The organism is Cellulomonas sp. P1_G12_2 (assembly GCF_056405535.1).
Genome location: NZ_JBFUBX010000001.1, coordinates 1,227,850 through 1,241,146, shown reverse-complemented (window position 1 = coordinate 1,241,146; position 13,297 = coordinate 1,227,850). Strand labels below are relative to the sequence as shown.

Annotated in this window: 12 protein-coding genes; 3 read left to right on the top strand and 9 right to left on the bottom strand. The window is 71.3% G+C overall.

All coding sequences use genetic code 11. The features are described 5' to 3' along the window. Nucleotides 1-59: 59 nt before the first annotated feature. Nucleotides 60-581 carry a gluconokinase gene (locus tag AC1DXT_RS05955; RefSeq protein ID WP_477060416.1) on the top strand — a complete coding sequence of 174 codons (522 nt, stop codon included), beginning with the start codon at nucleotides 60-62 and terminating at the stop codon, nucleotides 579-581. Beyond that, a complete protein-coding gene (locus AC1DXT_RS05950; protein ID WP_477060415.1) occupies nucleotides 578-1,954 on the top strand; it encodes a GntT/GntP/DsdX family permease in 1,377 nt (458 codons plus the stop codon). Before AC1DXT_RS05955 ends, AC1DXT_RS05950 begins: the two co-directional genes overlap by 4 nt. Nucleotides 1,955-1,963: 9 nt before the next feature. Here AC1DXT_RS05950 and AC1DXT_RS05945 read toward each other — a convergent pair whose 3' ends face one another. The 9 genes from AC1DXT_RS05945 to AC1DXT_RS05905 all read right to left on the bottom strand — a co-directional run bounded on the left by AC1DXT_RS05945 (nucleotide 1,964) and on the right by AC1DXT_RS05905 (nucleotide 11,944). Then, the gene (locus tag AC1DXT_RS05945; RefSeq protein WP_477060414.1) at nucleotides 1,964-2,743 is read right to left on the bottom strand and encodes an alpha/beta fold hydrolase; all 780 of its coding nucleotides are present in this window, start codon (nucleotides 2,741-2,743) and stop codon (nucleotides 1,964-1,966) included. Beyond that, the gene (locus tag AC1DXT_RS05940; RefSeq protein WP_477060413.1) at nucleotides 2,740-3,504 is read right to left on the bottom strand and encodes an alpha/beta hydrolase; all 765 of its coding nucleotides are present in this window, start codon (nucleotides 3,502-3,504) and stop codon (nucleotides 2,740-2,742) included. Before AC1DXT_RS05940 ends, AC1DXT_RS05945 begins: the two co-directional genes overlap by 4 nt. After that, nucleotides 3,501-4,337 (bottom strand): HAD family hydrolase, encoded by an 837-nt coding sequence (locus AC1DXT_RS05935; protein WP_477060412.1) that lies wholly within the window; start codon nucleotides 4,335-4,337, stop codon nucleotides 3,501-3,503. The genes AC1DXT_RS05940 and AC1DXT_RS05935 overlap by 4 nt, the downstream gene beginning before the upstream one ends. Further along, a complete protein-coding gene (locus AC1DXT_RS05930; protein WP_477060411.1) occupies nucleotides 4,334-4,633 on the bottom strand; it encodes a hypothetical protein in 300 nt (99 codons plus the stop codon). Before AC1DXT_RS05930 ends, AC1DXT_RS05935 begins: the two co-directional genes overlap by 4 nt. Before the next feature lie 151 nt (nucleotides 4,634-4,784). Beyond that, entirely contained in the window at nucleotides 4,785-6,227 is a 1,443-nt protein-coding gene (locus AC1DXT_RS05925; protein WP_477060410.1) for a GH1 family beta-glucosidase, read from the bottom strand. A 171-nt stretch (nucleotides 6,228-6,398) separates the two neighbouring features. Then, complete coding sequence (yicI, locus tag AC1DXT_RS05920; RefSeq protein ID WP_477060409.1) at nucleotides 6,399-8,669, bottom strand: alpha-xylosidase; 2,271 nt, start codon at nucleotides 8,667-8,669, stop codon at nucleotides 6,399-6,401. Between the two features lie 11 nt (nucleotides 8,670-8,680). Next, nucleotides 8,681-9,571: a carbohydrate ABC transporter permease gene (locus tag AC1DXT_RS05915; RefSeq protein ID WP_477060408.1), complete on the bottom strand. Its 891-nt coding sequence runs from the start codon at nucleotides 9,569-9,571 to the stop codon at nucleotides 8,681-8,683. Continuing rightward, entirely contained in the window at nucleotides 9,571-10,545 is a 975-nt protein-coding gene (locus AC1DXT_RS05910) for a carbohydrate ABC transporter permease (RefSeq protein WP_477060407.1), read from the bottom strand. The genes AC1DXT_RS05915 and AC1DXT_RS05910 overlap by 1 nt, the downstream gene beginning before the upstream one ends. Nucleotides 10,546-10,621: 76 nt before the next feature. Next, on the bottom strand, nucleotides 10,622-11,944 hold the full coding sequence (locus AC1DXT_RS05905; RefSeq protein WP_477060406.1) for an ABC transporter substrate-binding protein: 1,323 nt from the start codon (nucleotides 11,942-11,944) through the stop codon (nucleotides 10,622-10,624). Between the two features lie 248 nt (nucleotides 11,945-12,192). Here AC1DXT_RS05905 and AC1DXT_RS05900 point away from each other — a divergent pair, with 248 nt between their 5' ends. Beyond that, complete coding sequence (locus AC1DXT_RS05900) at nucleotides 12,193-13,197, top strand: LacI family DNA-binding transcriptional regulator (protein WP_477060405.1); 1,005 nt, start codon at nucleotides 12,193-12,195, stop codon at nucleotides 13,195-13,197. Nucleotides 13,198-13,297 lie beyond the last annotated feature (100 nt).

Genomic DNA, 13,297 nt, shown 5'->3' with positions numbered 1-13,297 from the left:
GACCGCCCGTGCAAGGCTCCCAGAGGCAGCAGGGGGCCGGCGGACAGGGGCGTCGCTACATGACCGAGATCGTGCACGTCGTCGTCATGGGGGTCGCCGGATCGGGCAAGACGACCGTCGCCCGCATCCTGGCCGAGCGGCTCGGGTGGCCGTACGCGGAGGCGGACGAGTTCCACCCGCCGCAGAACATCGCCAAGATGTCCGCCGGCGAGCCCCTCACCGACGAGGACCGCTGGCCGTGGCTGCGCGCCATCCGGGACTGGATGACCGCGAGGTCGCGGGCCGGTGAGAGCGCCGTCGTCACGTGCTCGGCACTCAAGGTCGTCTACCGGGACCTGCTGCGCGAGGCCGAAGGGCGCGTGCGGTTCGTGCAGCTCGAGGCTCCGGCCGCGCTGCTCGAGGACCGCATGGAGCACCGTGCCGGGCACTTCATGCCGACGTCCCTGCTCACGTCCCAGCTCGCCACCCTCGAGCCGCTGACGGACGCCGAGGACGGCGTGACGATCTCCGTCGAGGAACCGCCCGACGCCGTGGCCGACCGCGCGATGGCTGCCCTCCACCTGTCCGAGGAGCGCTCATGATCTCCCAGCAGCTCGTCACCGCGGCCGCGGAGGGGGTCGGCGAGACCCAGCTCATCATCGCGGCGATCATCGGCATCCTGGTCATCGTCGCGCTCATCGTCGGCCTCAAGATGCACCCGTTCCTGGCCCTGACGCTCGGCGCCGGTGTGCTCGCGGTGCTGGCCGGGATCGGCTACCAGGACGCGTTCACCAGCTTCGTCGCCGGCGTCGGGACCACCGTCGCCGGTGTCGGGCTGCTCATCGCGCTCGGCGCGATCATCGGCAAGCTGCTCATCGACAGCGGCGGCGCGGACGAGATCGTGGACGCGATCCTGTCCCGGACCCCCGTGCAGCGGCTGCCCTGGGCGATGGCCCTCATCGCGTTCGTCATCGGGATCCCGCTCTTCTTCGAGGTCGGCGTCGTCCTGCTGATCCCGGTCGTGATGCTCGCGGCCCGGCGGTCGAAGCTCTCCATGATCGTGCTCGGGATCCCCGCCCTGGCCGGGCTCTCCGCTCTGCACGGGCTGGTGCCGCCCCACCCCGGGCCGCTCATCGCGATCGACGCGCTGGGCGCCGACCTGGGCACGACCCTGGGCCTCGGCCTCCTGGTCGCGATCCCCACCGTGATCATCGCCGGCCCGCTGCTGGCCAAGCCGCTGGCCCGGTGGGTCGTCCTGCCGCCGCCCGACGTGTTCCTGGGCGAGGCGCGCACCGACGAGGACGCCCGCCGTCCCCGGTTCGGGGTCGCGCTCATGGTCGTGCTGCTGCCCGTCGTGCTCATGCTGCTGCGGACCGTGGTCGAGGCGTCCGGCTCCGACGACAACACCGTCGGTCAGGTGCTGGTGTTCCTCGGGACACCGCTGGTCGCGCTGCTCATCACGACGTTGGTGGCCATGGTCGCCCTCGGGACGGCGCTGGGGAACACGCGCTCGCAGGTCAGCAAGCTCGTCGACTCCTCGTTCGCGCCGATCGCGAGCATCCTGCTCATCGTCGCCGCGGGCGGCGGGTTCAAGCAGACGCTCGTCGACTCCGGCGTCGGCGACGTCATCGCCAGCGGGATCACCGACGCCGCGATCCCCCCGCTGCTCGCCGGGTGGATCGTCGCGGTGCTCATCCGGCTCGCGACGGGGTCGGCCACCGTGGCCACGATCACCGCCGCCGGCATCATGGCCCCGCTCGCGACGGACCTCTCGACCACCCACGTCGCCCTGCTGGTCCTCGCGATCGGCGCCGGGTCCGTGTTCCTCAGCCACGTGAACGACGCCGGGTTCTGGCTGGTCAAGGAGTACTTCAAGATGACCGTCGGCCAGACGTTCAAGACGTGGTCCCTCATGGAGACCGTGCTGTCGGTCACCGCGCTGATCTTCGTCCTGCTGCTCAGCCTCGTGATCTAGCCGGGCACGTCAGGCGGAGCCGGCCGCCTGGGCGAGCTCGGCGATCGCCTCCGCGACCGCGGCCGGCTGCTCGACCGACGACAGGTGCCCAGACTGCGGGACCACGACGAGCCGGGCGCCCTCGGCGGTGGACACGAGGTGCTCGGCGGCGGCGACCGGGGTGACGGTGTCCTCGTCGCCGACCACCACGACCACCGGGCCCGTGAACGCCCGGAGGACGTCCGAGCGGTCGGGCCGGGCCGCCATCGCCCGCTGCGACCAGGCGATGCCCGCGGGTTCCTGCTGGTCGATCCAGGCGGCGACCTGGTCGGCCACCTCGGGCCGCGCGGTCCTCGTCGTCTCCCCCAGCAGCGACGTGGCCATGGGTCGGACCGGGTCGACCGACCCCGTCGACTCCGCCTCGGCGGCGATCCGCAGCCGGTTGGCGCGCGCCTCCGGGGCGTCGGCGGTGGACTTCGTGTCGACCAGCGCCAGCCCGGCCACCAGCTCCGGGTGCCGCTGGAGCAGCGCGAGCGCGACGTAGCCGCCCATGGACAGGCCGGCGATCACCGCGCTCGTCACACCGACGCCGCGCAGCACCTCCGCGACCTGGTCCGCCGACGCCTCGAGCGACGGCTCGGGCAGGTCGGTCGCGTGTCCGGGCGTCCCCGCCAGGTCCACGGCGTGCACCGGGTGACCCGGCGGCAGCAGCCGGGCGACGTCGTCCCACATGCGGTGGTCGAGCGGGAAGCCGTGCAGGAGGACGATCGGGACGCCGTCGCCCTCGGCGCGGTAGGTGTGCAGGCTCATGCGTCGTCCTCCGCTGTCGTGCTCGGGCCGGCCCAGTGGGTGGGCAGCGGGATCTCGTGGTCGGGCAGCACGTGCGCGACGATCTCGTCGAGCACCCGGCGGACCGCCGCCTCGCCGACCCACAGGTGCTTGGCGCCGTCCACGCCGATCACCTCGGCCTGCGGGACGCGCGCGAACCGGCGGCGCGCCTCGTCCGGGCGCAGGTAGTCGTCCAGCTCCGGGACCAGCACCACGAGGGGCTTGCCGAACTCCGCCCACGCGTCGAGGTCCGCGTCCGTGGCGCGGTGCAGGGGCGGCGAGAGCAGGATCGCGCCCTCGATCGACGGGTCGCGGCCGTGCATGAGCACCAGCTCGGTGCCGAACGACCAGCCGACCAGCCACCTGTTCGGCAGGTCGTGGAACTCGGCGAACTCGATCGCGGCGTGCACGTCGAACCGCTCGCCGACCCCGCCCTCGAACGCCCCGCCGCTCCTCCCCCGCGGGCTGACCGTGCCGCGCGTGTTGAACCGGAGCACCGCGAGGTCCGCCAGCGCAGGCAGTCGCCAGGCCGCCTTCCGGAACACGTGCGAGTCCATGTAGCCACCGTGGGTGGGCAGCGGGTGCAGGGTCACCAGCGTCGCGGCGGGTGGCGCCTCGGCCGGACGCGCCAGCTCCCCGACGAGCGTCAGGCCGTCGGCGGTGTGCAGCTCGACGTCCTGGCGCGCGGCGGGCAAGACCGTCAACGAGCGGATGAGGCCGGGGTCCTGCGTGTTCGTCGTCATCGCGACGAGCCTAAGGCGCCCTCGGCCAGCGCACCCGCGAGCTCCAGGACGTCGGCCACCCCGTCGTCGGCGTTCGACGCGCACCGTCGCGTCGCCGCGGCGAGCACGGACGCGTGCGCGTTGGCCATCGCGAACGAGGTGCCGGCCCAGCCGAGCATGGACAGGTCGTTGGGCGCATCGCCGACGGCCCAGACGTCCGCCGGGTCGATGCCCCGCGACGCGGCCCAGTCGGCGAGGGTGGCCGCCTTGGTGATCCCGGGACCCGAGATCTCGCCCAGTCCGACGGCGCCGGAGTCCGCGACGACCGCCAGGTCGCCGACGACGGCCGCGAGCTCGTCGGCGAACGTCGCGGTCGGCGGCCGAGCGGTGCGGACCAGCAGCTTGAAGGTCGAGGGGCGCAGGACCTCCTCGATGCGGTCGGCCGCCGGGCTGCCTGCCGGGACAGGATGGCTGGACCGGAACCGGGTCTCGTGCGCGAAGCCGTCCGCGCTCTCCGCTGCCAGGTGGACCATGTCCTGGCCACCCCAGGCCGTTCGGACGCGGTGCGCGATGCTGCCGACGAGCTCCGGGGGCATCCCGCGTTCGGCGAGCACCCGCCCGCTGCCGACGTCGAGCACCGCGGCACCGTTGGCGCAGATGGCGACCCCGTGACCGGCCACGTGCGACGCGAGCTCACGCAGCCAGCGCGGCGGCCGTGCCGTCACGAACACCACCTCGACCCCGGCGTCGGCTGCGCGCACCAGGGCAGCCGCCGTGCGCGGGGAGACCGTGCCGTCGGGGCGCAGGAGGGTGCCGTCGAGGTCGGTGGCGACGAGCCGGGGGGCGCGAGTCATCGTCGGGTCGGTCCCCGTCGGGCACGTGCCTGCCAGCAGGAGGGGTGCCAGTGCCGGCGGTCGTCGAGAGCCTCGCCGAACAGCCCGTCGGACCGCCACGCGACGACGTGCGAGGTGCCCGCGGTCACCAGCTGGTCGCAGCCGGGGCACCGGTACTCACGGTCGGACCCGCGCACCCGCTGGACCACCCACTCGCCGTCGGCCGCGGACTCGGACTGCCGGCCGCCCGTGGCGCGATCGAGGTCGAGCTCGACGTGCTCCGCGCCGTACGGCCGCTTCGTCGATCGTCGTCCCACCGCCCCATCCTCCCCCACGACCCACGGGACGTCCGCACTCCAGCAGGCAGGAACCCACACGAGTGCGGACGTCCGGATGGGGAGACGGCAACGTCCGCACTCGAGGGGTTCGGGACCCGACGGAGTGCGGACGTTGCGGGAGCGGAGTGGGTCAGAGGGCGGCGGACTCCGGGGTCGGGATGGTGTTGGTGCGCAGGAGCTCGCGGTACCAGAGGCCCGAGTCCTTCACCGTGCGCTCCAGGGTGTCGTAGTCGACGCGGACCACGCCGAAGCGGCGGTCGTAGCCGTAGGACCACTCGAAGTTGTCCATCAGCGACCAGACGAAGTAGCCGCGCACGTCCGCGCCGCGCTCGATGGCCTCGCCGACCGCGTCGATGTGGTCGTGCAGGTAGGCCACGCGTCCGGCGTCGTGCACGCGGCCGTCCTCGCTGACCTCGTCGTAGAACGCGGCACCGTTCTCCGTGATCGCCATCGGGATGCCCGGGTAGCGGTCGTGGATCTCGAGGAGCAGGTCCACCAGGCCCTGGGGCTCGATGTTCCAGCCCATCGCGGTGTGCGGCCCCGGCTGCGGGAGGAACTCGACGTTGGCGGCGCCGACCCACGGGCTGTTCTCGGACGAGCGGTGGCCGTCCGGACCCGGGGTGCCGTCGCCGCCGGCGGGCGTGCCGTGCTGCACCCGACCGGTCGAGTAGTAGTTGATGCCCAGCAGCGCGAGGGGGACCTGGATCAGGTCGAGGTCGCCGTCGAGCACGAAGGACCAGTCGGTGATCGCCTCGGTGTCGGCGAACACCTCCTTGGGGTACGCACCGTCGAGGATGGGGCCGAGGAAGACCTCGTTGGCGATGGTGTCGATGCGGCGCTTGGCCTCGACGTCCTCGGGGGCGTCGGTCGCGGCGCGCGTGACGTGCAGGTTGAGCGTCACCGAGATCGGGGTGTCCTGGCCGAGCACGTCCTTGATGGCGCGGCCGGCGAGGCCGTGCGCGAGGTTGAGGTGGTGCACGGCGGCGAGCGCCTTCGCGTCGTCCGTCACGCCGGGGGCGTGGACGCCGGACGCGTAGCCCAGGAACGACGAGCACCACGGCTCGTTCAGCGTGGTCCACAGGTGGATCCGGTCCCCGAGCACCTCGGCGAGCTTGCGCGCGTACTTCTCGAACTGCAGCGCGGTCTGCCGGTTGGCCCAGCCGCCCTCGTCCTCGAGCGCCTGCGGGAGGTCCCAGTGGTAGAGCGTGGCGACAGGCTTGATGCCGGCGGCGATCAGGCGGTCGGCGAGGTCGACGTAGAAGTCGAGGCCGGCCTGGTTGAACTCGCCCGAACCGGTGGGCTGGACGCGGGGCCACGCGATCGAGAACCGGTAAGCCTGCAGGCCCAGGTCCTTCATGATCGCGACGTCCTCGGCGACGCGGTGGTAGTGGTCCGCCGCGACGTCACCCGTGTCGCCGTCGAGCACCTTGCCGGGCGTGCGGGAGAACGTGTCCCAGATGGACGGGCCGCGACCGTCCTCGTCGAACGCACCCTCGATCTGGTACGAGGCGGTGGCCGAGCCCCAGAGGAAGTCGGCGGGGAACTGGCGTCCGGAGGGGCGCGAGGTCGTCATGAGCGGGTCCTTCGATCGTGCGGACGGATCCGGGTGATGGTGGCGGGCGCACGGTCCTCGACCGGCTCCTGCGCCGGACGGCCACGAGCCGCGCCGTGGTGTCGAATCGATACGATACACGTCGTGGGAACGCTCCCGCCACCCCAGGTTCCCCTGGGGTGACGGGACCCGTCAGAGCGTGAGCTCGACCGTGGTCTGCCCCGCGATCGCGCTCGCGCCGGGTCCGTCGAGACCGACCTGCACGTTCCACGGACCGACTGCGCCACGCGCCTCGACGCGGACGGCGTCGCCGGTGCGCTCGACCACGAACGTCGTCGGGTCACCCCCGTCGGAGGCCGGCACGACGACGACCGACCGGTGCTGGTCGGCCAGCTCGAACAGGCGCAGCGTGACGCCGTCGGCCCACTCGTAGTCCGGACGGTCCGTGCGGGCACCCACCGGCAGCACCGAGTCGGGCCGCACGTACACGGGCAGCGACGAGAACCCGTGCTCCTCGCGCACCCAGCGCGGACCGGTCACCTGGTCGCCGGTGAGCAGCGACGTCCAGGTCCCCTCCGGCACGTAGACGTCGACGCGCCCGTCGGCGGAGAACACCGGCGCCACCAGCACGGACTCGCCCAGCATGTACTGCGTGTCGACGGTGGCCGCCCCGGGGTCGTCGGGGAACTCGAGCACCATCGGGCGCATCACCGGCAGGCCCTGCTCGTGGGCGTCGAGCCCCACCCGGCCGAGGTACGGCATGAGCGCGAGCTTGAGCTCGGTGAAGGTGCGCGTCACGTCGACGGCCTCCTCGTCGAACGCCCACGGCACCCGGTAGGAGTCCGAGCCGTGCAGGCGGCTGTGCGACGAGAGCAGGCCGAACGGCAGCCAGCGCTTGAACACCGCGGCGTCGGGCGTGCCCTCGAAGCCCCCGATGTCGTGGCTCCAGTAGCCGAACCCGGACGACGAGAGCGAGAGCCCGCCGCGCAGCGACTCGGCCATCGAGACGAACGTCGACTCGCAGTCGCCACCCCAGTGCACGGGGAACTGCTGGCCACCCGCGGTCGCCGACCGGGCGAACAGCACGGCCTCGCCCGGACCGCGCTCGGCCTCGAGCAGCTCGAAGACCGCGCGGTTGTACTGGTGCGTGTAGTGGTTGTGCATGCGCTCGGGGTCCGAGCCGTCGTGCCAGACCACGTCGGTCGGGATCCGCTCGCCGAAGTCCGTCTTGAAGGCGTCGACCCCCTGGCCGAGCAGCCGGCGCAGGTGCCCCTGGTACCAGGCGACGGCGTCCGGGTTGGTGAAGTCGACGAGTGCCATGCCCGCCTGCCACTGGTCGGTCTGCCACACGGACCCGTCGGCGCGCTTCACCAGGAAGCCGCCCGCCCGCCCCTCCTCGAAGAGGCCCGAACGCTGCGCGATGTACGGGTTGATCCAGACGCAGACCTTGAGGCCCTTGGCGTGCAGCCTCTCGAGGAGGCCCTCGGGGTCCGGGAACGTCGCCGGGTCCCACGTGAAGTCGGTCCAGTGGAACGCGCGCATCCAGAAGCAGTCGAAGTGGAAGACGCTCAGCGGGAGCCCGCGCTCGGCCATGCCGTCGACGAACGACATCACGGTGGCCTCGTCGTACTGCGTGGTGAACGAGGTCGACAGCCAAAGGCCGTACGACCAGGCCGGCACCCGCGCCGGACGGCCGGTCAGCGCGGTGTACCGGCGCAGCACCGCCTTGGGCGTCGGACCGTGGATCACGTAGTACTGCAGGGTCTGGCCCGGGACGGAGAACTGGGTGCGGGAGACCGCCTCGGAGCCGATCTCGAAGGAGACCCGGCCCGGGTGGTCGACGAACACGCCGTAGCCCGCGTCGGACAGGTAGAACGGCACGTTCTTGTACGCCAGCTCGCTGGCCGTGCCGCCGTCCTCGTTCCAGACGTCGACGGACTGGCCGTTCTTCACGAAGGCACCGAACCGCTCGCCGAGCCCGTAGACGTGCTCCCGGATGCCGAGCGAGAGCTGCTCGTGCACGTAGGAGTCGCCCTGCGCGTCCGTGACCACGCCGATGCTGCGCGCGGTCGACGACGTCAGCACCCGCCCGTCGGCCTCGAACTCGACGCCCCACTCCCCCTCGGTGGACACCCGGGCGGTGAGCCCACCGGACCGCAGCGACGCCACGGGGCCGTCGACGACCACCTTGACGTCCGCGGGCGACGTCGCGACCTCGAAGGCGGGGCCGCGGTCGACGCCGCCGACGTGGTGCTCGATGCGGACGCCGATCACGTCGTCCATCGGCGACGAGAACGTCACCGTGACGAGCGGGCGGTTCAGGGTGTCGCCGCGCGACGTGAGCGGGACCGTCGCGCTGTAGACCGTGAGCGTGTCCTCGCCGACCACGACGTCCGCGACGCTGCGCGGGCGCAGCACCTGGACGCCGGGGAGGAGCTGCCAGTACCCGTCGGTGAACTTCATGGTCGCTGCCTTTACTTGACCGCGCCGGCGGTGACGCCGCGGGTCAGGGTGCGCTGGAACAGGAGGAAGAAGATGACTGCCGGCACGAGCGAGACCAGGGCACCGGCGTTGGTCGTCGGTGCATCCATCATCCGGTCACCCTGCAGGGACGCGAGGGCCACGGGGATCGTCTGCGTGTCGTTGGACGTGAGCATGACCAGCGGGATGAAGAACTCGTTCCAGGTCCAGATGAAGAAGAAGATCATCAGCACCGAGAGCGTCGGCCGGACCACCGGGAAGACGACCTTCCAGAGGACCTGCCAGCGGGTCGCGCCGTCGAGCGCGGCCGCCTCGAGCAGCGCCTTGGGGAACGTGCCCAGCACCGAGGAGAGCAGGTAGGTGCCGAACGCCGACTGGATGACGGTGAAGATGATGATCACCGACCACGGGGAGTTCGACAGCCCGGCCTGCTGCGCCATGGTGAACAGCGGGTAGATGAGGGCCTCCTGCGGCAGCATCGTCGCCAGCAGGAAGAGGGTCACCACCCACAGTCGCGCCTTGATCCGCCCGATGCCGATCGCGTACGCGTTCAGCAGCGAGAGCAGGGTGCCCGCGACGGCCACCGCGCTCGAGATCCAGATCGAGTTGACCAGCTTCTGAGGGAAGTCCACGCGCTCCCAGAACGCCTTGACGCCCTCGGTGTAGAACTCCTGCGGCCAGCTGAGCGGGCCGTTCAGGGAGTAGTCGGCGGGCGACTTGAACGCGTTGAGCAGCATGATCAGGAACGGCACGATCATGAGCACGGCCACGAGCACCGCGAACGCCAGCACGAACCAGCGGGTCGTCCCGCGACGGTGACGAGCACCGGCCGGCAGGTCGGCGGGCATCCTCGTCGCCGGAGCGTCGATCACGTCGACGGCCATCAGCCGACCCCTTCCTTGCGCTCGCTGCGCGCCTGCGCCACGAGGATGATCCCGGCGACGATGACGATCACGAGCGTGAGCACGTTGGCCACCGCGGCGCCGTAGCCGACCTTCGACTTGTCGAAGAAGTTGAGGTACGAGTAGTAGCTGGGCACCAGGGTCGAGCTCTCCGGGCCGCCGCGCGTGAGCACGTAGATCGGGCCGAACACCTTGAGCGCGGCGACCGTGCAGGTGAGCACGACGACGAACGTCTCAGGCTTGATCTGCGGGATCGTGATGGCACGGAACCGGCGCCACCAGTTCGCACCGTCCAGCTCGGCCGCCTCGTACAGCTCGGGGTCGACGCGCTGGAGGGCGGACATGAAGATGACGACCGGGTAGCCGATCTGCACCCACACCAGGACGAGCATGACGCTGGGCAGCGCCGTCGTGGGCGAGCCCAGCCAGTTCGGGGGGTTCTCGATGCCGATCGACCGCAGGATCTCGTTCACGGCGCCGGTCTGCGCGTTGAGGATCCAGTTCCACAGCACACCGGCGACGGCGACGGGCAGGATCTGCGGCAGGTAGTACGTGGCCCGCAGCACCGAGGCGGAGCGGGCGCCGAACGTCTTGCCGAGGTAGTCGAAGAGCACGGACGCGAGCAGGAGGCCGATGAGCGTCGGCACGATCACCATCGCGACGATCATCGAGATCGAGTTGCGGAACGAGGTCCAGAACTGCTCGTCGTGCAGCAGCGCCGCGTAGTTGTCCAACCCGACCCAGGTGTGCGGGGCCATTCCGCCCTTCCACTTCTGGAAGCTGTAGACGACGTTCGTCCCGAACGGGATGCCGATGACGACGACGAACCCGATGAGACCGGGCACCAGGTACGGCAGGTAGGAGACCCAGGTGGGGCGGGTCCGGCGGCGACGAGGTCCACCCGTGGCGGGGGGCGCGGCGTCGATCGTGCGGTCGTGCAGAGCGTCGGTGCTCATGGGGTCCTCCGTAGGGCGGGCCTGACGGCCCGGGCGGGTGCTGACTGCGGGCAGCTCCCGCCCGGGCACGGCGGGGTCACTCGCCGAGCAGGTCCTGCTTGCCGGACACGTAGGCGTCCTCGAGGCCGGTGAGCACCTCGTCCGGCGACTTGGACTGGTTGACCAGCGACTGCAGCTGGCTGACGATCACGTCGTAGAAGCCCGCGACCGGCCAGTCGGGGTAGTACGCCAGGCCGTCGTCACCGAGGATGTCGGCGAAGTTCTGCGTGAGCTCCGCCGTCTTCGGGTCCGTGATGGCCGTCGGGTCGCCCGCGACCGGCAGACCGCCTGCCTGGCCGAGCACGTCCTGCACCTCGGGGCGCAGCGTGATGTCGATGAACTCCTCGGCCAGCGACTTCGAGTCGGCGTTCGTCGGGACGACCCAGAGGTTGCCGGACGAGCCCGGGTGCAGCGCGTTCTCGGGGAACAGCGTCTGCGCCCAGTCGAACTGGATCTCCGACTGGAGGCGGCCGAACCACCACGAGCCCGAGACCATGATCGGGTAGGTGCCGTCGATGAACGACACGCCCATGTCCTCGGCGGTCAGGCCGGCCGAGTCGGACGCGATGTAGCCGTTCTTGACCCACTCGTCGAGCTTCTCGGTCGCCTGCGTCATCGCCTCGCCGTGCCAGTCGACGTCGTTGGCGAACAGCTGGTAGTCGTCGACCAGCGCGCGGTCGCCGTAGTGCAGGACCAGCTCGTACCAGAGCTGCCCGAGGGGGTACTCCGCGCCGGCCTCGGCGAGCGGCGTGACGCCGTTCTCCTTGAAGGTCGCCAGGGCGGCCTCGAAGTCGTCGAACGTCGTCGGCACCTCGATGCCGTACTGGGCGAACATGTCCTTGTTGAGGTAGACGCCCACGAACTCGCCGTAGTTGGGCACGCCGTACCACTCGCCCGAGCCCATGAGCCCGTCCTCGTCGTACTGGGCGGTCGTCGCGATGGAGCCGCTGAGCGCGGTGTCCCAGCCCTTCTCCTTCGCGGCGTCCGTCAGCGGCGTGAGCAGGCCCTGCGAGGCCAGCTGCCCGGCGGTCGCGTTGCCCTTGTTGTACTCCATGACGTCCGGGACGTCGTCGCCGGTGAGCACGATCTTGGCGTTCTTCTGGATCTGCTCGAAGGTCTGCTTCTCGACCTCGACGGTGACGTCGGGGTTCTCCTCCTCGAAGATCTCGATGGCCTTGGCCCATGCCTGGCCCATCGCGGACTCGTCGTTCTCGTAGTGCCAGATCGTGAGCGTCTTGGTGTCCGCGTCACCGTCTCCGCCGCCGCTGTCACCGCCGCTGCTGCTGCAGGCCGTCAGTGCGAGCGGGGCCAGGAGGGCGGCGGTACCGACAGCCGCCCATCGCCGTGTGCTGATCCTCATCCGGGTTCTCCTCATCGAGTGGATGGTCGGGTGGGGGTACCCGATCGTCGAAGCGCTTCGATAGGCTAACTGCCGATTCTCATCTTGTCCACCACGAATGCGCGCTTCGCCTGGGAGCGCTATCGTCGAAGCGCTTCGCCTTGGACGACGCCGTCCAGGCGATAGTTCCCCAGCGGGTCGGAGGGGGCCCGCTAGGGTGACTCCCGGCACCCGGCGACCGGGGCTCGACGACTTGGAGGAGCACCGCGGTGAGCACGATCGACGACGTCGCCCGAGCCGCAGGCGTCTCCGTCTCCACCGTGTCGTACGCGCTCTCGGGCAAGCGCCCCATCTCGGCCGAGACCCGCGCCCGCGTCGAGCGCGCGGTCCGCGAGCTCGACTACCGCCCCCATGCCGGCGCCCGCGCGCTCGCCTCACAGCGCACCCAGGTGCTCGCGCTCATGGCCCCCCTACGCGTCGACGTGAACGTCGGCGTGATCATGCAGTTCGTCACCGGCGTCGTCACGCGCGCGCAGTCCTACAAGCACGACGTCCTGCTGCTCACCCAGGACGACCACGACGGGATCGAGCGGGTCGCGGCGGGCTCCATGGTCGACGCCGTGCTGATGATGGACGTCGAGGCCGAGGACCCCCGGCTGCCCATCCTGCGCCGGCAGCGGCAGCCCGCCGTGCTCATCGGGCTGCCACGCGACGCGACCGGGTTCTCGTGCGTCGACCTCGACTTCGAAGCCGTCGGACGGGTCACCGTCGCGCACCTCGCGGAGCTCGGGCACCGGCAGGTCGCACTGATCGGCTCCCCGCGGGCGGTGCTGAGCCGGCGCACCACCTACGCCGTGCGGCTCGTGCGCGGGTTCACGCAGGAGGCCAACCGGCTGGGGATCGAGTCCGTCTTCGAGACCTGCGAGTCGTCGCACAGCGGGGCCATCGAGGCGGTCGACCAGGTGCTCGCCGCTCTGCCGGACGTGACCGCCATCGTCGTGCACAACGAGGTGGCACTGCCCGCGGTCCTCGAGACGCTCCGGTCGCGCGGCAAGGACGTGCCCGGCGACATCTCCGTCGTGGCCGTGTGTCCCCAGGACGTGGCCCTCGGGCAGACCCAGCCGCTGACCTCCGTCGACATCCCGGCGCACGCCATCGGCAGCGTCGCGGTCGACATGGCGATCGGCCGGCTCAACGGGGACCAGCCCGCCGAGACCCGCCTCCTCGCGCCCGTCCTCACCACGCGGACCAGCACCGCTCCCCCGCGCCGCTAGCACCGCGGCACCCCCGGGCGGGACGTGCAGCCGGCCCGCCACCGGCGATCCCGTCAGAAGGTCCTCGCCGTCGGCCGGCAGCACGGCCCGTCGTCGGCGG